Source organism: Microbulbifer agarilyticus S89 (genome assembly GCF_000220505.1).
Lineage (GTDB): Bacteria > Pseudomonadota > Gammaproteobacteria > Pseudomonadales > Cellvibrionaceae > Microbulbifer > Microbulbifer agarilyticus_B.
The window spans coordinates 1-20710 of sequence record NZ_AFPJ01000053.1 but is presented as its reverse complement, the minus strand read 5'-3'; the positions used below and the strand labels follow the sequence as shown (position 1 = coordinate 20710).

Here is a 20710-nt window from a genome sequence, read left to right as displayed (position 1 = left end):
GATCCGCGCTGCCGACGCCCCCCCCCAACGCTTGTTATCCGGAACACCTGATTTATGCCCGACGCTCCCAAACCCGCAGATGCCAACCCAGCGACGGCCCTGGGCATGAAGGCAACCTCCATGGCCCGGGCGCTGTGGCCATTCGTGCGGCCCTACAAGCTGGTACTGGTATGCGCGGCGGTTGCCCTGGTGTTTACTGCGGGTATCACCCTGTCCCTTGGCCAGGGTGTGCGATTGCTGGTGGACGAGGGCCTAACCGGGGACTCCTCCCAGGCACTGTCCCAGGCGGTGTTTATTATTATGCTGCTCGCGGTGCTGATGGCCCTGGGTACCTACACCCGGCACTATCTGGTTTCCTGGCTGGGCGAACGGGTCGTGGCGGACCTGCGTAAAGCGGTGTTCGATCACATTGTTACTCTGCATCCGAGTTATTTTGAAACCAATCGCAGTGGCGAGATTATGTCGCGCCTCACCACCGATACCACCTTGCTGCAACAGATTATCGGTACCTCGTTTTCCATGGCACTGCGCAGTGCATTGATGTTTGTTGGTGCGCTGATTCTGCTTTTGTTTACCAATTTAAAACTGAGCCTGATGGTGCTGGTTGGTGTGCCGCTGGTGCTGTTGCCGATCACTTTGTACGGGCGCCGGGTACGTAAACTTTCCAAGGCCAGCCAGGACTCCATTGCCGATGTGGGCAGCTACGCTGGAGAAATTATCCAGCATATTAAAACCGTGCAGAGCTACACCCGCGAACGCCATGAAATGCAGGCGTTTTCCGGTGAAGTGGAAGTCGCGTTTGGCGTTGCCAAGCGACGTGTGCGCCAGCGCTCATTGCTGATCGCGGTAGTCATTTTGATGATGTTCGGTGCCGTCAGCGGCCTGATCTGGGTCGGCGGCAATGACATGATTGCCGGGCGTATCACCAGCGGCGACCTCGCTGCCTTTGTTTTTTATGCGGTGATGATGGGGTCTGCGGTCGCCACCATTTCCGAGGTCTACAGCGAGCTGCAGCGCGCCACCGGCGCCACTGAACGATTGATCGACCTGCTGAATGTTGAAGCGGAAATCCCCGTGAGTGAAATCGTTGCCTCGCAGGCCGCTGCGCAGGATATGACACACGGGAGCGAGAAAGAGAGCGAGAAAGGTGAAGCCGAACTCGCCTTCGAGTCTGTCACCTTCCACTACCCCTCGCGGCCGGATAAACCTGCATTGGAAGAGCTGAGCCTGGATGTGCCCGCGGGCAAAAGCCTGGCTCTCGTCGGTCCGTCCGGCGCGGGCAAATCCACCATGATGGATTTGCTGCAGCGCTTTTACGATCCGCAAAGTGGGCGCATTACCTTAAACGGAAGCGATATTCGTGAACTCGATACCGCCATGTTGCGCAGCCAGATGGCGGTGGTACCCCAGCAGCCCGCACTGTTTAGCGCAGATGTCTGGTACAACTTGCGTTACGGCAAGCCCGATGCCAGTGATGCAGAAGTTATTGCCGCAGCCAAGGCTGCCCATGCCCATGAATTTATTGAACAGCTGCCAGACGGTTACAACAGCCACTTGGGTGAGCAGGGTGCCCGGCTTTCCGGCGGGCAGCGGCAGCGCCTCGCCATTGCCCGTGCCATTCTGAAAGACCCCAAAATTCTGTTGCTTGATGAAGCCACCAGTGCACTGGATGCAGAGAGTGAACATCATGTGCAGCGTGCGCTGGAAACTCTGATGAGAGATCGCACCACGATTATTATTGCCCACCGCCTTGCCACAATTCTGCACGCGGATAATATCGCCGTGCTGGAAAATGGCCGCCTGGTAGCTCAGGGCAGCCATCAACAACTGGTGGTTAGCTCCCCCCTATACAAGCGCCTTGCCGAGCTGCAGTTTCGCGAGACACATTCTCAAGAGTCCTGATTGGCATTCAGCGACGACTCTGCGGCCTGCAGCAACTCGCGACGACTTTGCAGCTGGTACACGCGCTGCAGGTTTCTCTTGGCAGATATATTCGTGTCGTCCAGGGCGATGGCACGGGTATAACTGAGTTCCGCAAGTTCCAGGCTGCCCTGACGGCGATAGAGATAACCGAGGGTGTTCCACACCACGGATGATTCCGGTGATAGCGTCAGTGCCTCGCGCGCGATGCCGATCGCAGTACTGAAGTCCCCGTCCCGGGCCGCACCCAGAGCCAGGTTATTCAGGTAGAGTACCTGCACCTCCTCATCGGAGAGCTCTGCGTGGCGATAGTGTGAGCGCGGCTCAAAATTCATTTCTACGATGCGCGTACTCCAGCCGTAAGAAATTTCTGCGTTGATATGCAAAATGTTCTCTACCAGAACCCGCCCACTGTCGCTGCGCGTGGCACGTCGCTCCTTCGGCGCGTGAACCTGGTTAAAGTGCGCCGGTACGCCGACTTCCCGCGCCAGCGCCACAATCATCGCTGCAAACGAGATACAGTTACCGCGCCGCTGTGAAAACGCTTCGGCGGCGGTGGCTGTGGTATCCAGGTCGTAATCCATATAAAACCGTTGCTGGCGCAGCGTGCGCAGAATCCGTCGCATACGCTGGTTGGGTGAAAGGGATGGGTCGATGGAATCCACAAACGCTTTCATCTCCGCGGATACCGCGAGCAGTTCCGGTGCCAGAGGTTGCAGATCCGTCTGCGCGGGCTGCTGCCCTTCCAGTTCCCCTTCTAGCTCCCTTTCCAGCTCCCAAGGCAAAGGCGGTAGAGCTGTACTCGCCAGCGGCAACGCGCGCCCCACCTCTGCGCTGTGGATAAGTGGCGCAGCGCGCGCACTGAGTTGTTCCGCTCCGGCGGCCGGCTTCTCCGGCAATGTGGTCGAGCTGGTGCATGCAGCCAGGGCGGCACTGGCCAAAATCGCTATCCATCGCATAAGTCAATTCTCCTGAAATTTGGAGTATTGATGCACATAAATATTGATTTGGATGCCTGGCGTCGATGAAATTGCTGAAAATGGGGGTAAAACGAAGGTCCGGCCGGATAAGCGTCGGTGAGCCGAACGGCAGCTGCGGTCGGCCGAAGGGGCTGAAGGTGACTGGATTTAAAGGATTAGTGTCAGTTTCTGGCAGTTCGAAACAACGGGTGCTGGAATATGGAGAAGGTGGCGTAAAAATTAAAGTAGGGAAACGCACACCGGGCTGCGCACCCGCAGCACCGACTCCTGTTGGAAACGTCGCTTGTAGATATCCACAAGCTCTTCCACGGCGGAATCGAACACCGCTGTTTGCCGATGTACCAGCAACAGGACATGGCTGCGTTCGCGCACAATCTCGCCGCTACCGCTGCGCCACTGTCCCCTGCCTGAAAGTACCGTAAAGCCGACGGGGAAGCGTGGTGATACCACGTCGACAAGGAAGTCGCGCCATTCAGCGTCCGATACCTCACCAGTGAGTGTTTCCGTGCCGAAGAAAAGTTGATCGTGAATCTGCAATTGTTCGCTCGGTTTGCAGCTCAACGCCGTAGTAGTGGCGCAGCCGGCCAAGTTCGACAGACAAAGAAGCAGGCTGATCCGGCAAGCAATGGCGACATCATGCTTTTCAATTTGTAAACGTACCTTGACGCGCCAGTGGCGGCTTGCGAAAAAGTTAGTGACGTTGGAAAAACTCATCCTGATACAAGTCTGACCTTGTGTAGCGATAACTGACGGCTGATGGAACCCCTGCCTGGGCAATGAGCTGATTGCAGTTAACAGCGTAACAGACAATTTGTTGCTGCATTCGCCGGGCGTGGCCAATGCGGTAGCGATGCCAGCGAGTTTCGGGTTGTCGACCCCTCTCCTCCTGCTATCTTCCTTTACATAACAATGCACAGGAACGCCCAATGCTCCGCCACCTCACTGCCACCCTGGCGCTGTCTACAGCAATTTTAATACCTACCTTGGGTCTCGTTGGCTGTGACCGCTCCGAGACCGAACCCACGCCTAAGTCCCAAAGTAAAGCTGCGCCGAATGAGCAGGCGCAGGGGGACGCCAAACCCGATTTCTCCATCGAATACGAGCAATTCCAGCTGGATAACGGCCTCAATGTGGTCTTCCACATAGACCGCTCCGATCCGGTGGTAGCGGTATCGCTTACCGCCCATGTGGGGTCGGCGCGCGAGGTAGAGGGGCGTACCGGCTTTGCGCATTTGTTCGAGCACCTGCTGTTTTTAGAGTCCGAGAACCTGGGCAAAGGCGGGCTGGATGCGATGAGTGCGCGCATCGGTGGTTCCGGTGCCAACGGTTCTACTTCGCGGGATGTCACTAATTACTACCAGACGGTGCCGAAAGACGCGCTGGAAAAAATGTTGTGGGCGGAGGCGGACAAGCTGGGCTGGTTTATCAATACGGTGACCGACCCGGTGCTGGCGAAAGAAAAGCAGGTGGTGAAGAACGAGAAGCGCCAGGGTGTGGATAACCGCCCTTACGGCCACACCCAGTATGTAATCGACAGCAACCTCTACCCGGAAGGGCATCCCTACAGCTGGCAGGTAATTGGTTCGCTGGAAGATGTGGGCAATGCCACGCTGGATGATGTGAAGACGTTTTTCCGGCGCTGGTATGTGCCGAACAATGTGACCCTGGTGGTATCCGGGGATTTTGACCCGGAGCAGGCCCGCAAGCTGGTGCATAAGTATTTCGATGAGATTCCCAAGGGCGAGCCGGTGGAGCGCGCAGCCAAGCAGCCGGTGACCCTGAAGGAAACCAAGCGCCTGTATTACGAAGACAATTTTGCCCGCCAGCCACAGCTCACCATGGCCTGGCCCACCGTGCCCCGCTACGACGCCGACAGTTATCCACTGGCGGTACTCGCGAATTACCTTTCTGTTGGCAAGCGTGCGCCCCTGTACCGGGTGCTGGTGGAAGAAGAGCAATTGACTCCGGGTGTTTCCATGTACCCCTATGAATCGGAGTTGGCCGGGCAGATGCAGCTCAAGACACAGGCGTTTGCCGGTGGTGCGCTGGACCCGATTTACGCGGGCATTGAAAAGAGCTTTGCGCTGTTTGAAAAAGAGGGCATATCCGAGGAAGACCTGGAGCGGATCAAGGCGGGCCAGGAGGTTGGCTTCTACAACAGTCTATCCAGTGTGGTGGGCAAGGCCTTCCAGCTGGCGCAGTACCAGATTTATGCCGATGACCCGGGCTATGTAAGCCAGGACATTGCACGCCTGCTGGCGGTCACTTCGGAAGATGTGGTCCGCGTGTACGAGAAATACATCAAGGGTAAGCCCTATATTGCCACGAGCTTTGTGCCGCGCGGTGAAAAGAACCTGGCGCTGGCGAACTCTGTCGCTGCACAAGTGGTGGAAGAGGAGTTGGTCGCCGGTGCCGAGGCGCAGTTTGATGCCTCCGGCAGCACCGAATTCGAGAAAACGCCGTCGACGTTTGACCGCTCCAAGGAGCCGGAATATGGCGAACCGGCGGAGCCCGCGGTGCCGGATGTCTGGCGCGGCAAGCTGGGTAATGGCATCGAAGTTCTGGGCATCGAAAATAGTGAAGTGCCCACGGTGCGTTTCAGCCTGGTGATGGACGGTGGCCAGTTGCAGGAGCGTATCGATAAAACCGGTGTGGCCAACCTCACCGCGATACTGATGGGCCGCGGTACCAAAAATCGTACCCCGGAAGAGCTGGAAACCGCCATCCAAAAACTCGGTGCCGGTATCGGTATTTATTCCGGGCAGGATACTTTCCGCGTTGATGTGACCACCCTGGCGCGCAACTTCAACGAGGTGTTCGCGTTGATGCAGGAAATGCTGCTGGAACCGCGCTGGGATGAGAAGGAGCTGGTGCTGGCGAAGAAGGGCGTCATCAGCCAGATCAAACAGGCGGAGGGCGAGCCCAACGCGATCGCTGGCAAGAACTTTGCCCGCCTGCTCCACGGCAAAGACAACATCCGCGGCTACAGTGGCCTGGGCACCGAGGAATCCGTAACTGCGATTACCATGGACGACCTCAAAGCCTACTACAACAGCTACCTGTCACCCTCGGTGGCCCGCGCCCATGTGGTGGGGGATATCCAGCAGGCGGACTTTATGGCCACTGCGGAACAGCTGGCCAGGCAGTGGCCGGCGAAAGCGGTGGAAGTACCCAATCCGAAATCTGAACCCGCGGAGCCCGGCATCTACTTTATCGATGTACCCGGCTCCAAGCAGTCGGTGCTGCGTATTGGGCGCATGGCGATGCCGGTGGTATCGGAAGACTATTATCCGGCGGTATTCACCAATTACATCCTCGGTGGCGGTGGCTTTGCCTCGCGCCTGACCCAGTTGCTGCGCGAGGGTAAGGGCTACACCTATGGCATCAGTTCCAGTATTTCCGGGAACAAGCACGAAGGGCAGTTCACCATCGGCAGTGGCGTGCGCGCCAATGTCACTGCGGAATCAGTACAGTTGATTAACGAGGTGCTGAAGGAGTACGGGCCTACCTATTCCGAGGAGGATCTGCAGACCTCGAAATCCTTCCTGATTCGCAGTAACGCGCGCGCGTTTGAAACCTCCGGTGCCAAGCTCGGCCTGCTGGAGAGTATGAGCGAGTTCGGCTGGCCGGCAGACTTTGTGCGCGAGCGCGAAGCGGTGGCCAAGGCGATGACGATTCCCAAGGTGCAGAAAATTGCCGAGACCTACATGCTGCCAGACTCGATGATCTGGGTAGTGGTGGGGGATGAGGCGACGCAATTGCAGCGGCTGGAGGATCTCAAGCTGTTCAACGTGAAGCTGCTGAAAAAGGAAGAACTCGCCAAATTGCACTCGCCACCGCAAGACTGATCAGCGCGCGGTAAAAAGGAGAACGCCAGCCCGCGTCTATACTTGCCCCACGCAAAAATTTTCCTCATGGAGTAATGCGGCGGCACAGCGCGGTAACACAGTTCGGAAAAACCCTGCGCCGCTGACATGGATGTTGTAAACAAGTGATGGATACGGAGGTGCACTCCGGCGACCAGCCGCCCACAGGGTGGGGCGAACGTATTTGGTCGCTGGTGCTACTGGCTTTTCCCCTCGGGGTCACGCTCTGGCTGCTGTCAATGATCGGCCCAGTGCGGGAGCACGCGCCAATTGTGTTTGGCATCAGTTGGATTCCAAGTCTTGGCGTTGAGCTGAATTTCCTGATTGACGGTTTAAGCCTGCTGTTCGGCCTGCTGATCAGTGGTGTCGGTTTCTTTGTGGCGCTGTACGCCAAGTTTTATCTGCGGGGTCACCCGCTGATTCAGCGTTTTTTCTTTTATCTCCTCCTGTTTATGCTTGGCATGCTGGGCCTGGTGCTCGCCGGCAATCTCATTACGCTGTTTGTGTTCTGGGAAATTACCACCATCGCCAGCTACCTGTTGATTGGTTTTAACCACGAAAAAGCCTCTGCACGCCGCTCCGCATTACAGGCCTTGCTGATAACCGCCATGGGTGGGCTTGCGCTACTGGCGGGGTTACTGCTGCTGGGAATGATTGTCGGTAGCTACAACTTCACCGAGGTACTGGTCGCGAAACAGCAGGTGCAGGCTCACCCGCTGTACCTACCGATTGTGATTCTTGTGCTGATCGGTGCCTTCACCAAATCTGCACAACTACCCTTTCACTTTTGGTTACCCAATGCCATGGCGGCGCCCACCCCGGTCAGCGCTTATTTGCATTCCGCCACCATGGTCAAGGCGGGTATCTACCTGCTCGCACGTATGTGCCCGGTGTTGGGCGGCAGTGATGTCTGGTTGTTGACGCTCAATATCGTCGGTGCGTTGACGGCGGTGATCGCCGCTATCCTGGCCATGCGCCAGACAGACCTGAAACTCGCACTCGCCTACACCACGGTGGTCGCACTGGGCATCCTGGTGATGTTCCTTGGCTCCGAGGCCAGCGTTGCCATTGCCGCGGCCATCACGTTCATCCTGGTACATTCTTTCTACAAGGCGGCGCTATTTATGGTGGTGGGGATTATCGACCATCAGACCGGCACCCGGGAGCTGACCTCGCTCGGCGGTTTGGGCAAGCGCATGCCAATCACCTTTGGGATTGCCGCGGCCGCTGGTTTTTCCATGGCGGGCTTCCCGCCGTTTCTTGGCTTTATTGGCAAAGAACTGAAGTACGAGGGCGCGCTGGCAATTGCCGAGGAGCCCACTTTTGTTGCCTGGGCGGCGGTGTTTGCCAATGCATTGATGGTGGCCATTGCCGCCACCGTTGCGTTGCGTCCCTTCTGGGGGCGCCTCCCGGAAAAACTACAGTCGGTACGCGAGGCGCCTCCGGGGTTGTGGATCAGCCCGCTGGTCATGGCACTACTCGGCTTGACTTTCGGGCTGGCGCCATCGCTGGTCGCCACCACTTTGGTGGGCCCTGCGGTAACCGCCACTATGGGGCAGGAAGAAACGGTGGTACTGAAGCTGTGGCACGGTATCAATCTTCCACTGGTGATGAGTATTACTACCTTCGCGCTTGGTGTGCTGGCGTTTTATTTGCAACCGAACATTCGCGCCTTGCTTAACCGCATTGCCAACTGGCTGCCGCGAAATTCCGACACCCAGTGGGATCGCGGCCTGAATGCATTCAAGTGGGCCGCGGGTGTACACACCCGCCATATCCAGCACGGCATTCTCAAGCAATATCTTGCCGCCGTATTTGCGGTGACCTCGGTATTACTCCTGTGGGGGCTGATGCGCAGTGGCGGCTTCGACATGGATGTGGATTGGGAGCGGCTGACGGTGAAGGAGTGGGCGGCAATGGCGCTGGTATTTGCCGGCTCCCTGGTGGCCATTGGCTGTCGAGCGCCGCTGACGGCAATTTGTAGCCTGGGTGGTATGGGAGTCGGCATCGCCTTGATCTTCCTGTTCTTCGGTGCGCCGGATGTTGCCATTACCCAGTTGCTGGTGGAGACCCTATTTCTGGTGCTGGTAGCGATGACGCTGCATCGACTGCCGCATTCCACCGAGGTGAGCGGAAGAAGAGTGCGCTTTGTCGATGCGCTACTGGCGGTGTCGGTCGGCACCACGGTGTGCCTCACGTTACTCGCGGTGCTACAGCAGCCACTCATCAGCCCTACCAAAGAGTACTTTGAGCTGGCCTCAGTCCCGGAAGCGTTCGGGCGCAATATCGTCAACGTTATTCTGGTGGACTTCCGTGCACTGGATACCTTTGGCGAGGTGGTGGTGGTGCTGGTGGCGGCGGTCGGTGCCGCGGCCCTGTTGCGCCGCAAACTCAAACCGCGGGTGCCGATCGCCGCAGCAAAAGAGGAGCGGGCATGATCTCCCTCATATTGCAGGGTGCGACGCGTTTACTGGTCGCGCTTATTCTCCTGTTTTCCGTTTACATGCTGATGCGTGGGCACAATTTGCCCGGTGGCGGCTTTATTGCCGGGTTGATCGCATCTGCAGCTTTCGTGCTGTATGCGCTCGCCTGGAGCCTGCGGGAAGCACGCGAGGCTTTGCGGGTTTCGCCGGTGAAGCTTGCGGCCATCGGCGCACTGATTTCCCTGGCATCCGCAGTGCCGGGCATGCTCAAGGGTTTCCCACCGTTTACCGGCCTGTGGTTATTTATCGGTGGTGGTGCCGGCGACAAGGGGATTCCGATCAGCACCGTACTGCTGTTCGACGTCGGCATTTATCTGGCTGTGCTGGGCGCGGTGCTGGCTTTGTTTTTCACCATCGAGGAGGACTGAGGTGGAGTCTGCACTCGTACTTGTAATCGGCGTGATGGTGGCCGCCGGTGTGTATCTCATGTTGGCGGCCAACCTCCTGTGTTATCTGTTTGGCCTGATCCTGCTCAGCAACGCGGCCAACCTGGTGATCTTTGTCGCCGGCCGCTTGACCCGCGCCGTGCCACCGCTGATACCCAAAGGACAGGAGGCACCGGTGGTGCCTGTCGCCAATGCCCTGCCGCAGGCGATGATTCTCACCGCCATCGTGATCGGGTTCGGATTGCTGGCCTTTACCCTGGCACTGGTGGTGGCGTGTTACCGCGAGTTGGACACGATCGATTCTGACCATATGCGCTTGGCCGAACCCCCGCCGGATAGTGGGGAGCATTGATGGGCTGGTTACTGGCTCTACCGTTTCTGTTACCGATCGCCACTGGGCTGCTGGCGATGGCGGCGCGGCGCAGGCCGCGGCAGGCCCGCGCGATCAGCCTTGCTGGTTGCATTGGGCTGTTTGTGGTGGTGGTGATTATTTTTGTGCGCGTGCTTGACCAGGGAACCATCGCGGCACAAATGGGTAACTGGCCGGCACCGTTTGGCATTTCGCTGGTGGTCGACCGGCTCAGCGCCATCATGTTGTTACTGGCCGGGTTAGTCGGCTTGGCGGTCGCCATTTTCGCCCAGGCCGATGTGGACCTGCGCCGGGAAGTCTTGGGCTTTCAGGGTTTCTATCAGCTACTCCTGGCCGGGGTATGCGGTAGCTTTGTTACCGGGGACCTGTTCAACCTGTATGTGTGGTTTGAGGTGATGCTGATTGCCTCCTTTGCACTGCTGATCCTGGGAGGGGAGCGCGCCCAGTTGGATGGCGGTATCAAGTATGTGGCGCTTAACCTGGTGTCGACCCTGTTTATGCTGATGGCCATCGGCATGGTGTACGGCCTTACCGGGACGCTGAACATGGCGGCGTTGCATGTTGCGTTCGCGGAAGTGGACCAGCCGGCAGCGCTGCATATGCTGGCGGTGTTGTTGATTGTGGCGTTCGGGATCAAGGCTGCCCTGTTTCCACTGTATTTCTGGCTGCCCGCTTCTTATCACGTACCGCCGGTAGCGGTAACGGCGGTGTTTGCCGGGCTTCTCACCAAGGTGGGTGTTTATGCTCTGATCCGCACCTTTACCCTCATCTTTCCGGCCGACTTTCGTTTCGCGCATGATCTGCTGCTGATCGCCGCACTACTCACCATGTTGAGTGGCGTAATTGGTGCCGCCTCGCAATTTGAATTCCGCAAGATTCTCGCGTTCCACATTATCAGTCAGATCGGCTTCCTGGTGCTGGGGCTTGCGCTGTTCAGCCCGCTGGCTCTGGCCGGTTCGATCTTTTATATGGTGCATAACATCGTTGCCAAGACCAATTTATTGCTGATCAGTGGAACCGCGCGGCGTATGGCAGGTAGTTTTAAGCTCGCAGAAATAGGCGGGCTATACCGTGCGAGCCCAGTGTTGGCCGCGGTTTTCTTTATTGCCGCGTTCAGCCTTGCCGGCTTTCCGCCGCTGTCGGGCTTCTGGGCCAAACTGATGTTGGTTTCTGCCAGTCTTGAACAGGCCGCTTACTGGGTGGCTGCGGTGGCGCTGATTACCGGGGCACTTACCCTGTTTTCCATGAGCAAAATTTGGAGCGAGGCATTCTGGAAACCACACCCACAGGACGGCGTGCGTGCCCTGGCCAGTCTCTCGGCAACGGAGCGCGTCCAGCGCATGTTGCCGGCGATCCTATTGGTGGCGATTAGCTTGGGACTGGGATTGTTTCCGCAACCGCTGATCCACTTTTGTGAAGTCGCGGCGAAGGAGCTTTTAGATCCCGCCGCTTATGTCGCCACCGTATTACCGGCGCGTGACGGGTAGCGCAAATGGGGTGGTATCTACAGGTGGAGGCGCAATGCAACTTTTTCTGATGAATATCTTGTTGGCCATTAGCTGGTGCGCGCTCACCAGTGATGCCACGCTGGATAATGTAGTGATCGGCATGGTGGTTGGCTTTCTGGCGATGGCGCTGTCGCCGGTGCGCAAGTTCAACAATAGTTATTTCCGTCGCCTGCCCAAGGTACTGATACTGATCGGCTACTTCCTGAAAGAGCTGGTGCTGTCGGGACTACGCGCAACCTGGGAGGTGCTGGCCCCCGCGTCTAACCGGCTTCCTTGTGTGGTGGAAGTGTCTACCGACTTTTCTGATCAAAACCAGTTGTTACTGCTATCGCAGCTCATTTCGCTGACTCCCGGGACTTTGGTAGTAGATATCGACGACGAAAAGAAGCTGCTGTATGTGCACAGTATGTTTACGTCAGATGCGGAGCAGTTTCGTAAGGAATTGCGTGAGGGGCTGGAGAGAAGAATTCGCGAGGCACTTGACTGATGCTACAGGCGATTCTTGATGGCAGCTCTGCAATTCTCGCACTGGCCATTACGCTGGCCTCCTGGTTGCTATTGCTGGCCCTGGGGCTGTGTTTTTATCGGATTGCGCGCGGCCCGACACTGGCGGACCGCGTGGTAGCACTCGACGTGCTGAATATTCTGGCGGTGGCCTATTGCGCGCTACTGGCGATTTCCTCCGGGCGCGATGTCTATTTGGACGCGGCCATTGCCCTGGCCCTGGTCGCTTTTCTGGTGACGGTGGCATTCGGTCGCTTTGTGGAGCGGAATATCGAGGATGACGCCCCGGAAGTCGCAGAAAACGGGGGCATAGATGATTCAGAGCATTCTTGAGTGGGCGCTTGCACTGCTCATTATCAGCGGTAGTTTTTTTGGTTTTACCGCAGCACTGGGGCTGGTTCGCATGCGCGATATTTACCTGCGCATGAGTACATCCGGCAAGGGCGCGACCCTGTGCTGTGGCCTGCTACTGTTGGGGGTCGCACTGTTGTTTCAGGATACGGGCGTCACCGCACGGGCGGTAGCGGCGATTCTATTTTTGCTGCTCACCGTACCCGTTGGTGCGCACATGATCGCGCGCGCAGCATTTCGCACCGGCACACCCATGTGGGATGGTGAATCGCTCAAGCCTCCCAAACCACCTAAACCATCTAGGCCCCTCAAACCGGCCGAGCCGGGGTTACCCAAGGATATCGAATAGTGCGGATGTGATTCGCGTTCGCCCGGTGAGAGAGCACAATGGATTATCGAGTCTACTACTGGGACATCCCGTTTCGTGGCGTGTTTGTGGAGCTGCTACTCCACGAGGTGGGTGCCAGCTATCAGCGCCGGGATGCCAGTGAGATCTATCCGGATAAAAACCTGCAGATTGACTGCCCGGGCATGGCGCCTCCGTATTTGTACGATTACGGAATACAAAAAACCATTGCGCAGTTACCGGCAATCTTGATGCACCTGGCAAGAAAATATGACTATCTGCCAGGCTCCGCAGAAGGGCAGGCCCTGGCCCTCAAGGTGATTCTTGATTGCGGAGACGTACTGATGGAGGTAACCCGCTTTTATGGTCTGCAGATGTGGGATAAAGCAGCGTGGCAAACTTTTCGTGAGGAGCGCCTGTCACGCTGGATGCAGTTATTCGAAAAAACCGGGAGTGACTATGGATTACGGCAAGACCGTGGATTCCTGCTCGGTGCATCAATTAGCGTGGCAGATATCGCGGTAGCGGCACTGTTCGGGACGCTCACACATTGCTTTCCCACTCTGGCAAAAGATCTCAATCGACACGCCCCGTTTGTTGCGGCCCTGGTGCAGCGTGTGGAACAGCGGCCGGTGCTGGCAGCGTTCCTGGCCCAGCAGCGGCGCAAGTATGGGCGCGATTACTGCGGCGGTGAGATTGGACGATCTTTACAAAAGGTACTCGGATAACCCCGCCAGGCCACATCAAGTCCTTCAGCCGCGTCCCAGCGACATTCTGAAAGCTGATGCGTATCACCAGCCTTATTCTGAATCGACCTAATCCGTCGAATTTACTGCCGTACACTGATGAGAGTGATTTGTTTGAAACCACGCCACCGGCATCCATCACACTGGTCCGGGGGTGCGCGGTCGATATACATAACTGGCAACGGCTTGATGACACGGGTCTGTGAGCAAGGTCTGAAGAGGTAACTAAATGGCTGACAATATATTGGATATGGCGGTACGCCATCTGGGTTCGGCGGGAATGAGTGCTCTGGGCAATGCCCTGGGTTTACCGGCGGACAAGTCGGAAAGCGCCTTCTCGACCGGTGTGGGCTCGGTGCTGGCGAGCATGATGAACAAGGCCGGCAGCGAGAGCGGCCTGGGTTCGCTGATGAACATGGCCACCAAGAGCACCGAGATGGACCTGTCCTCGCCGGGGGATGTCTTCGCCGATGCGGGCCGCATGAGTAGTCTGCAGGACGTAGGTGGGAATATTCTCGGCGCACTGCTCGGCGACAAGCAGGCTGGCGTCCTCAATGTAATTTCCAACGCGTTGGGGCTGGACAGCTCCAAGAGCGGCAGCTTGCTCAAAGTTGCCGCGCCGGTGGTGATGTCCATCCTCGGCAAGCTGGTCAAGAGTAAGGGCCTGAACCTGCAGGGCCTAGCGTCACTGTTGCTTGGGCAAAAAGACAGTATTAAAGATTATGTACCCGCCGGCTTGCTCAACGAGCTGGGGGTGAAAAGCCTGGACGACTTCAGCGGCCCCCCGGCCGAGTCTGCCCCGCGCCAGGCCGCGACGCCACCACCGGTGGAGCGCAAAAGTGGTTTCGGCAAGTGGCTATGGCCATTGCTCATCGCGTTGGCGGTGCTCTGGGCACTGAATATGTGTGCCAAGAAAGAGAAGATAGACGATGGCTCCGGTGGCGTGGTGATGGAGCAGGAAGAGGTGGTTATCGAGGATTCGACCCCGCCACCAGCAGACGATAGCGCGACGACCACCCCCGACGTTGGTACCGATACTCCGGTGGGCACGATTGTGGGTAGCGAAGACTTCGCCAGCAGCTTCCGGAGTTACCTGGCCGAGGCCGCACGGGATCCGAACAAGGAATTCCTGCTGAAAATTGTGTTCCCCACCGATGGTTCGATGCCCACCGCGGCCTCGCTACCCGACGTGCAGGCGCTGATCAAGATCATGCAGGAAAATCCGGGTCTCTCGGTGATCATTGAAGGGCATACCGACAGTGATGGTGATGCCGCAGCGAACGAGGAACTGTCGAAAACCCGTGCGGAAGCGGTGAAGAAAATGCTCTCCGATGCTGGTGTGCAGGCGGTACGGGTTACCGCAGTGGGTGTGGGCGCGGCCAAGCCGGTTGCCGACAACAATACCGAAGAGGGTAAGCAGAAAAACCGTCGTATTGCGGTGAAGGTGGATAAATACACCCAGTAAGCAGATGTATTGACGGAAATAAAAAAACCGCGGTTCGCCGCGGTTTTTTTTGTGGGGTTTACGGTTTGTTCTGCCGCGCTGCGCTTAGCCGCGGAACTTTTCCCGATAGGCGCCCGGGGCCAATCCGGTCCATTTCTTGAACGCGCGGTTGAAGGCACTGGGCTCGGAAAAACCCAGGCGCTCGGCAATTTCCGCAACCGCGGTTTCCTGGCCCTTCAGTTGGTACATGGCCATGTCGCGGCGCACGGAATCCTTGATGTCCTGCCAACTGTTGCCCTCGTCTTTCAGGCGCCGGCGCAGGGTCTGTGGCGACGTGAACAGTCGCTCCGCCACATCGTCGAGGGAAAGGTTTTCAATACTGTTGTCGCTTTGCAACATACGGCGAATGCGGCCGGTATAACTGTTGTCCGACTTGTACTGGGTCAGCAGGCATTCCGGTGCGCGCGCGAGGAATTCACTCAGCTGCTGCGCGTCGCGCACCAGCGGCATGCTCAGGTAGCGGGTATTGAATACCAGGCAGGTTTCCTGCTGATCAAAGTAGTGCCGGCAGGGGAACATGTCCGCGTACTCTTCGTCGTAATCCGGCGGCGGGAATGCCAGGTGCACCCGCTCCAGCAAAATCGTGCGGTCGATCAGCCAGCTGAAAAACCGCAGCCAGATCACCGCAAGGGATTCGACAAAGTTCTGGTTGGGCAGCTGTTTGCGATTTTCGTGATGGAAAATAAGGCGCGCCTCTTCGCCGTCTTCCACCAGCTTGATATGCAGGTCATCGCTGACCATGGCAACAAAGCGCGCGGAACGCAGCAGCGCGCGGCGCAGGCTGGGGCTGGTGATGGTGGCGTGGCCCATCATGGCAAACGTGCCGGGTAGCCAGGGCCGAGCCAGATAACCGCTGGACTCATCGCCCAGTTCGTCCCACAGGCGGCGCAACAATTGGGCGATCTGTTCGCGCCCAATACGCGCGTCCGCGGCCTGGGTCTTCGCGAGGTCTACGCCTGAGTCCGCGAGCAGGCGCTCGCAGTCGATACCTTGCGCGCGCGCGGCGGCCAGATGGGCAAATACCGCAGCGGCCAGAATGCCGGATTCCCGATACTGCAAGGATTCTTGGGGCTTCTCTTCTGTCTCCACGGTCACTTTCCCGCTGTGCATTTATTGAATATTTGTGACCGGATTATGCAAAAAGGTACGTGAAAAGTCGCGCTTTGCGGCGATGCATTGGCCGCCGGCCCGGGTGTATCGCGGAAACTTGTGATCTGGTGGGGGGTTGTTTGCGGCTCGCTATGTGCTACAAAGGGGCAGCTTAACTTGTAAACAAGGACGTACCATGTCGCCAGCCCTGAATTCGGGACTCAACCCCACCATCTGCCGTCGCCTGTTGATCGCCTATCTGATCGAGCGGCTGGCGCGCCCGAATAACCCCGCACTGGAAGAGGCCACTGGCTGGCCCCGCCGTACCATCCAGGATGTGATTGCCAAGGGACTGCCGGGCCACGGTACCGTGGTGGAATTTGTACAACAGGGGGTGCGCAATAACGACGGTTACTACGAGATGAAAGACTGGGGGTCTATCGATCGCAAGTGGGTGCAGGAAAACCTGGCGGCGATCGTTGAGGAGCTGCAGGTGGCGCCGGAACAGATTCCGGCGCCTCAGTAAAGACGAGCGGTAAGGTTCAGCGGTAACGTTACTGCTGTGGCGCGGCGGCCTTTTGCAGAATGGTATTTACCTTTTGCAGCAGCTCCGGGTCGTTGCGCAACTGGGTGGCAATGCCCTGATACTCTTCCTTGCTCAGCCCCGCGCTTTTCACTGCGGCGAGCATTTTTCCCTGGGCTTCCACATTGATCGCTTCCGCGGCGGCGGCATCGGCAGCAGCCTTGATTTTCGGTGCGTATTCCTGGCTCAGGGTCACGATTGAACGATAGGCATCGGCAAATTTTTGCAGCTGTGCGTCGGACACTGCGGTTTCCGCGAAGGCGCTGGAAACGGCGAGTGCCAGGGCGAGGACGAGAGAATAAATGGCGGTCGGCTTCATAAGCACCTCTGATGTTCGCATGCAATGGGTTATCGAGCGCAACGCATCTGTGCGGGTTCGCACGCCCAGCGTCGGGTGAGGGCGACAGAGCCTTGATCAGACGGTAGCAAAAGCGCAGATGCAGACACAGGGGCAACCAAAGGGGCAAAGCACTGTCTGCAAAGGGTAGTTGCTATTCCGGCGCGCTCGGCAAATTCGCCGCCACTTAGTGCGCGGTCTGCCGAATTTGTCGATGCGCCGGATCCTCGGCTCAGAACAGCCCGAGGAATTTTTTCCGCTTCTTCAGCGAGGCCTCGCAGCTGTTGAGTTGTCGCTGGTAGGTTTGTGAACGCGCAGATACCTTTTGCGCCACATTTTTTAGCCATTGTTTGTTGCGGAAGGTGCGGCGGTTAAACCCGCCCTGCCCCTCGTGGTAGGCGAGGTACAGGTGGTAGGTATCGTTGGCGCGGATGTTGCACTGGCGCTGGCTGGTATTGTGGTACCAGCCGACAAAGTCGATGGCATCGCCAAAGTCGTCACGGTCGGCGCCATAGCTGCCGGTGGCGCGCTGGTAGCCGCGCCAGGTGGTGCCCAGGGCCTGTGAATAACCATAGGCATCCGAGGGACGCGGGCCAGGAATGATCCACAGTATTTTGCTGCGTGGTGGTTTGGCGTCGTGCACAAAGCGCGACTCCTGGTGCAGTGTTGCCATCATAGTGGCGATGGGTGTGTTCCACTTGCGCGCGGATTTGGCGGCGTCCTGATACCAGCCGTCTTTCTCACGGAAGATCTCACACAGGTCGTCGGTGTTACTGGGCGGGGTGGTGGCACAGCCGGTTGCCAGCAGGGCTGGCAGCACGAGCAGTGCCAGGGCACGTTTCTTATTCTTGTGGGTCATTGCTGTCGATCGCGGGCTTGTTAATACGCATTTAGACTTTGGACTTCACCGTCTTCACGCCGTCGGCGGTCCCTAAAAGCAGGATATCGGCCGGGCGCGCAGCGAACAAGCCGTTGGTCACAACGCCGGTAATGTTGTTGAGGGCGTCTTCCAGCGCCAGGGGTTGGGCGATCTGCATATTGTGCACGTCGAGGATGACATTGCCGTTGTCGGTGGTCACACCTTCGCGGTAAACCGGGTCACCGCCCAGTTTGACGATTTCCCGCGCGACATAAGAGCGCGCCATGGGGATCACTTCCACCGGCAGCGGGAAGTTGCCCAGCACTTCCACCCACTTGCTCTCGTCGGCGATGCACACGAACTCCTCGGAGCAGGCGGCGACGATTTTCTCGCGGGTCAGTGCCGCGCCGCCGCCCTTGATCAGTTGCAGCAGCGGGTTGGTTTCATCGGCGCCGTCCACGTACACCCGGATGCCGTCCACCGCGTTCAGGTCGTACACCGGAATACCGTGGGACTGCAGCCGCTCGGCGGAGGCCTCGGAGCTGGCCACGGTGCCGTCGAACAGGCCCTTTATCTCCGCCAGATAGTCGATGAAGTGGTTGGCGGTGGAGCCGGTACCGACGCCGACAATGGTGTCGGCGTCGAGCATCGGGGTGATGTATTCCACGGCGGCGCGCGCGACGGCCTGTTTCAGTTGATCCTGGTTCATGAGGATTTATGCGTCCTTGTGCAATTATTGCCATCCATGCGCCTGCAAATGAAAATTTCCGTGCGCAAAAACGGCTTTTTGGTGGCTTTGCTGCTGTATAGAGATTAGACTGGCGGGCTTGCAAACATCTACTGGCTGCCGATTTCTGTCATGCCCAAGTCCTATATCAAGCGCATTTTAGACGCGCGTATTTACGATGTCGCCACCGAAACGCCATTGGAGCCGATGCGTCAGCTGTCTCATCGCCTCGGCAACCGTGTTCTGCTGAAGCGCGAAGACCTGCAACCGGTGTTCTCATTCAAGATTCGTGGCGCCTATAACAAACTGCTGCAGCTGCCGGCGGAGCAACGCGCCAAGGGCGTGATTTGTGCGTCTGCCGGCAACCATGCTCAGGGCCTGGCGCTGGGTGCTCAGCAGCTGGGGGTGCGCGCCACCATTGTGATGCCGTCCACCACGCCGGCGATCAAGGTCAACGCGGTGCGTATGCGCGGCGCGGAAGTCGTGCTGCATGGGGATACCTTTGACGAGGCGGCGGCCCACGCCAGGGCGCTGGTAGACGAGCGCGGGCTGGTGTTTATCCACCCCTACGATGACCCCGATGTTATCGCCGGCCAGGGTACCGTGGCCATGGAATTGCTGCGCCAGCACCCGGGCAACCTGGATGCGGTGTTTGTGCCGGTGGGCGGCGGCGGCCTCGCGGCGGGTATGGCGGCATACATCAAGTATGTACGCCCTGAGATCAAGGTCTACGCGGTGGAACCGGAAGACGCAGCCTGCCTGAAGCTGGCCATGGATGAGGGGCATCGCGAGGGGCGCCTGCCGCAGGTGGGATTGTTCGCCGATGGTGTGGCGGTTGCCCAGATTGGCGAGGAAACCTATCGGGTGCTGCGCGAGACCATCGATGGTGTCATCACCGTGTCCACCGATGAGATTTGTGCGGCGATCAAGGATATCTTTGAGGACACCCGCTCCATTGCCGAGCCCGCGGGAGCCGTTGGCCTCGCTGGACTGAAGAAGTACGCCGAGCAGAGCGGCGAGAAAAACCAGGCACTGGCCACCGTGTGCAGTGGCGCCAACACCAATTTCGATCGCCTGCGCTATATCAGTGAGCGCACCGAAATCGGCGAGAAGCGCGAGGCGGTGCTGGCGGTGACTATCCCGGAGCAGGCGGGCAGTTACCTGCAGTTCTGCCGCGACCTGGGTGACCGTTCCATTACCGAGTTTAACTATCGCTACGCGAACTCCGGTGAGGCGCATATTTTTGTCGGTATCCAGGTGTCCACCGATGCGGATCGCGCACAGCTGGTGGCTACTTTAGAAGGCTCTGGCTATCAGGTCACCGACCTGACCGATAACGAGATGGCCAAGCTGCATATTCGCCATCTGGTGGGTGGGCGCGCGCCCGGGGTGAGCAACGAAGTGGTGTACCGCTTTGAGTTCCCCGAGCGCCCCGGTGCCCTGCGTAACTTCCTCGAGCAGCTGGCGGGCCGCTGGAACATCACGCTGTTCCACTACCGCAACCACGGCGCGGCCTATGGCCGAGTACTGGTAGGGCTGGAGGTGGCCGAGGCGGAGCGTCCAGAGCTCAATGCCCTGCTGGAGCAGTTGCACTACCCCTTCTGGGACGAGTCTGAGAACCCGGCTTACCGATTCTTCCTGGCGCAGCGGGATTGAGCAATTGCGGGCCTGGTGCGCAAAACTTGCGGCGAGTAGTGCACAGATTCGGATCTGTCGAACTTGCAATTTGCAAATTGTGAGGGGAATCTCAAAAAAAAGTTGTTGACGGGTTACTATTTGGCCACTTATCGAGTATCTTTTGACCGGTATTTGGCGCTGGTGGCAGGTGTATTTTCCATGCCGCGCACACCGTGAAGGTGTCAAATAACCACTGGCGGCGCAGATCGTCAGGTGTAAAAAGATAGCGAAAACAACAAAAATTTAGATCTTACAGGATGGTCCCCATGAAACCCGACGCATTGACACTCGCGGTAGTTGTCTTTGTTGCGGGCGTACTGCTGAGCAGCAGCGGTCTGACCGAGGTGTTCTCCTCCGATGAAGAGGAAGCGCAAGCCCCGGCGGCCCTCCAGCAAGGTGTGGTCACTCGCTGACCCCAGCGTCCGCAGGCTATCGATGCCCAAAAAAAGCGCCGTTCGGGTCCGGCCGTTTTAC

Annotated in this window: 20 protein-coding genes; 14 read left to right on the top strand and 6 right to left on the bottom strand. The window is 58.2% G+C overall.

All coding sequences use genetic code 11. The features are described 5' to 3' along the window. Positions 1-54 precede the first annotated feature (54 nt). Positions 55-1902: an ABC transporter transmembrane domain-containing protein gene (locus tag AS89_RS0115720; RefSeq protein ID WP_010133685.1), complete on the top strand. Its 1848-nt coding sequence runs from the start codon at positions 55-57 to the stop codon at positions 1900-1902. On the opposite strand, the gene AS89_RS0115715 is transcribed toward AS89_RS0115720, so the two are convergent. Next, the gene (locus tag AS89_RS0115715; RefSeq protein WP_010133684.1) at positions 1890-2879 is read right to left on the bottom strand and encodes a transglutaminase domain-containing protein; all 990 of its coding nucleotides are present in this window, start codon (positions 2877-2879) and stop codon (positions 1890-1892) included. The two genes, AS89_RS0115720 and AS89_RS0115715, sit on opposite strands and share 13 nt — an antisense overlap. A 240-nt stretch (positions 2880-3119) precedes the next feature. After that, the gene (locus AS89_RS0115710; RefSeq protein ID WP_010133683.1) at positions 3120-3614 is read right to left on the bottom strand and encodes a DUF3574 domain-containing protein; all 495 of its coding nucleotides are present in this window, start codon (positions 3612-3614) and stop codon (positions 3120-3122) included. A gap of 212 nt (positions 3615-3826) precedes the next feature. On the opposite strand from AS89_RS0115710, the gene AS89_RS0115705 reads away from it, so the two are divergent. The 10 genes from AS89_RS0115705 (at position 3827) to AS89_RS0115660 (ending at position 14925) form a co-directional block, all read left to right on the top strand. Further along, positions 3827-6748, top strand: coding sequence for a M16 family metallopeptidase (locus tag AS89_RS0115705; RefSeq protein ID WP_010133682.1), 2922 nt, complete (start codon positions 3827-3829; stop codon positions 6746-6748). A gap of 146 nt (positions 6749-6894) precedes the next feature. Further along, on the top strand, positions 6895-9204 hold the full coding sequence (gene mbhE, locus AS89_RS0115700; protein WP_010133681.1) for a hydrogen gas-evolving membrane-bound hydrogenase subunit E: 2310 nt from the start codon (positions 6895-6897) through the stop codon (positions 9202-9204). Continuing rightward, the gene (locus tag AS89_RS0115695; protein WP_010133680.1) at positions 9201-9617 is read left to right on the top strand and encodes a Na+/H+ antiporter subunit B; all 417 of its coding nucleotides are present in this window, start codon (positions 9201-9203) and stop codon (positions 9615-9617) included. The genes mbhE and AS89_RS0115695 overlap by 4 nt, the downstream gene beginning before the upstream one ends. A gap of 1 nt (position 9618) precedes the next feature. Further along, a complete protein-coding gene (locus tag AS89_RS0115690) occupies positions 9619-9987 on the top strand; it encodes a Na+/H+ antiporter subunit C (protein WP_010133679.1) in 369 nt (122 codons plus the stop codon). Beyond that, complete coding sequence (locus tag AS89_RS0115685; RefSeq protein ID WP_010133678.1) at positions 9987-11492, top strand: Na+/H+ antiporter subunit D; 1506 nt, start codon at positions 9987-9989, stop codon at positions 11490-11492. Before AS89_RS0115690 ends, AS89_RS0115685 begins: the two co-directional genes overlap by 1 nt. Positions 11493-11526: 34 nt before the next feature. Then, positions 11527-12000: a Na+/H+ antiporter subunit E gene (locus tag AS89_RS0115680; protein ID WP_010133677.1), complete on the top strand. Its 474-nt coding sequence runs from the start codon at positions 11527-11529 to the stop codon at positions 11998-12000. Continuing rightward, positions 12000-12350 (top strand): monovalent cation/H+ antiporter complex subunit F, encoded by a 351-nt coding sequence (locus tag AS89_RS0115675; protein ID WP_010133676.1) that lies wholly within the window; start codon positions 12000-12002, stop codon positions 12348-12350. The genes AS89_RS0115680 and AS89_RS0115675 overlap by 1 nt, the downstream gene beginning before the upstream one ends. Next, complete coding sequence (gene mnhG / locus AS89_RS17905; RefSeq protein ID WP_010133675.1) at positions 12331-12717, top strand: monovalent cation/H(+) antiporter subunit G; 387 nt, start codon at positions 12331-12333, stop codon at positions 12715-12717. Before AS89_RS0115675 ends, mnhG begins: the two co-directional genes overlap by 20 nt. Positions 12718-12755: 38 nt before the next feature. Then, positions 12756-13442 (top strand): glutathione S-transferase family protein, encoded by a 687-nt coding sequence (locus AS89_RS0115665; RefSeq protein ID WP_010133674.1) that lies wholly within the window; start codon positions 12756-12758, stop codon positions 13440-13442. A gap of 247 nt (positions 13443-13689) precedes the next feature. Then, a complete protein-coding gene (locus AS89_RS0115660) occupies positions 13690-14925 on the top strand; it encodes a DUF937 domain-containing protein (protein WP_010133673.1) in 1236 nt (411 codons plus the stop codon). Positions 14926-15009: 84 nt separating this feature from the next. Here AS89_RS0115660 and AS89_RS0115655 read toward each other — a convergent pair whose 3' ends face one another. Beyond that, entirely contained in the window at positions 15010-16053 is a 1044-nt protein-coding gene (locus AS89_RS0115655; protein WP_237709713.1) for an AraC family transcriptional regulator, read from the bottom strand. A gap of 196 nt (positions 16054-16249) precedes the next feature. Here AS89_RS0115655 and AS89_RS0115650 point away from each other — a divergent pair, with 196 nt between their 5' ends. Beyond that, positions 16250-16579 carry a winged helix-turn-helix domain-containing protein gene (locus tag AS89_RS0115650; protein ID WP_010133671.1) on the top strand — a complete coding sequence of 110 codons (330 nt, stop codon included), beginning with the start codon at positions 16250-16252 and terminating at the stop codon, positions 16577-16579. A 28-nt stretch (positions 16580-16607) separates the two neighbouring features. Here the strand turns inward: AS89_RS0115650 and AS89_RS0115645 are convergent, their stop codons facing one another. From AS89_RS0115645 to rpiA, 3 genes are all read right to left on the bottom strand, one after another. Continuing rightward, positions 16608-16955: a DUF4168 domain-containing protein gene (locus AS89_RS0115645; protein WP_010133669.1), complete on the bottom strand. Its 348-nt coding sequence runs from the start codon at positions 16953-16955 to the stop codon at positions 16608-16610. Between the two features lie 250 nt (positions 16956-17205). Then, on the bottom strand, positions 17206-17832 hold the full coding sequence (locus AS89_RS0115640; RefSeq protein WP_010133668.1) for a transglycosylase SLT domain-containing protein: 627 nt from the start codon (positions 17830-17832) through the stop codon (positions 17206-17208). A 31-nt stretch (positions 17833-17863) separates the two neighbouring features. Continuing rightward, positions 17864-18541, bottom strand: a complete 678-nt coding sequence (gene rpiA / locus AS89_RS0115635; protein ID WP_010133667.1) for a ribose-5-phosphate isomerase RpiA — start codon at positions 18539-18541, stop codon at positions 17864-17866. 150 nt (positions 18542-18691) lie between these two features. Here rpiA and ilvA point away from each other — a divergent pair, with 150 nt between their 5' ends. Both ilvA and AS89_RS18840 read left to right on the top strand, forming a co-directional pair. Next, positions 18692-20215 carry a threonine ammonia-lyase, biosynthetic gene (gene ilvA / locus AS89_RS0115630; protein WP_010133666.1) on the top strand — a complete coding sequence of 508 codons (1524 nt, stop codon included), beginning with the start codon at positions 18692-18694 and terminating at the stop codon, positions 20213-20215. Positions 20216-20502: 287 nt separating this feature from the next. Beyond that, positions 20503-20649 carry a hypothetical protein gene (locus tag AS89_RS18840; protein WP_162096927.1) on the top strand — a complete coding sequence of 49 codons (147 nt, stop codon included), beginning with the start codon at positions 20503-20505 and terminating at the stop codon, positions 20647-20649. Positions 20650-20710 lie beyond the last annotated feature (61 nt).

Coding starts and splice junctions, on each gene's coding strand:
- AS89_RS0115720 (WP_010133685.1), top strand. CDS start 55: ATGCCCGACGCTCCCAAACCCGCAGATGCCAACCCAGCGACGGCCCTG.
- AS89_RS0115715 (WP_010133684.1), bottom strand. CDS start 2,879: ATGCGATGGATAGCGATTTTGGCCAGTGCCGCCCTGGCTGCATGCACC.
- AS89_RS0115710 (WP_010133683.1), bottom strand. CDS start 3,614: ATGAGTTTTTCCAACGTCACTAACTTTTTCGCAAGCCGCCACTGGCGC.
- AS89_RS0115705 (WP_010133682.1), top strand. CDS start 3,827: ATGCTCCGCCACCTCACTGCCACCCTGGCGCTGTCTACAGCAATTTTA.
- mbhE (WP_010133681.1), top strand. CDS start 6,895: ATGGATACGGAGGTGCACTCCGGCGACCAGCCGCCCACAGGGTGGGGC.
- AS89_RS0115695 (WP_010133680.1), top strand. CDS start 9,201: ATGATCTCCCTCATATTGCAGGGTGCGACGCGTTTACTGGTCGCGCTT.
- AS89_RS0115685 (WP_010133678.1), top strand. CDS start 9,987: ATGGGCTGGTTACTGGCTCTACCGTTTCTGTTACCGATCGCCACTGGG.
- AS89_RS0115680 (WP_010133677.1), top strand. CDS start 11,527: ATGCAACTTTTTCTGATGAATATCTTGTTGGCCATTAGCTGGTGCGCG.
- AS89_RS0115675 (WP_010133676.1), top strand. CDS start 12,000: ATGCTACAGGCGATTCTTGATGGCAGCTCTGCAATTCTCGCACTGGCC.
- mnhG (WP_010133675.1), top strand. CDS start 12,331: ATGATTCAGAGCATTCTTGAGTGGGCGCTTGCACTGCTCATTATCAGC.
- AS89_RS0115665 (WP_010133674.1), top strand. CDS start 12,756: ATGGATTATCGAGTCTACTACTGGGACATCCCGTTTCGTGGCGTGTTT.
- AS89_RS0115660 (WP_010133673.1), top strand. CDS start 13,690: ATGGCTGACAATATATTGGATATGGCGGTACGCCATCTGGGTTCGGCG.
- AS89_RS0115650 (WP_010133671.1), top strand. CDS start 16,250: ATGTCGCCAGCCCTGAATTCGGGACTCAACCCCACCATCTGCCGTCGC.
- AS89_RS0115645 (WP_010133669.1), bottom strand. CDS start 16,955: ATGAAGCCGACCGCCATTTATTCTCTCGTCCTCGCCCTGGCACTCGCC.
- AS89_RS0115640 (WP_010133668.1), bottom strand. CDS start 17,832: ATGACCCACAAGAATAAGAAACGTGCCCTGGCACTGCTCGTGCTGCCA.
- rpiA (WP_010133667.1), bottom strand. CDS start 18,541: ATGAACCAGGATCAACTGAAACAGGCCGTCGCGCGCGCCGCCGTGGAA.
- ilvA (WP_010133666.1), top strand. CDS start 18,692: ATGCCCAAGTCCTATATCAAGCGCATTTTAGACGCGCGTATTTACGAT.
- AS89_RS18840 (WP_162096927.1), top strand. CDS start 20,503: ATGAAACCCGACGCATTGACACTCGCGGTAGTTGTCTTTGTTGCGGGC.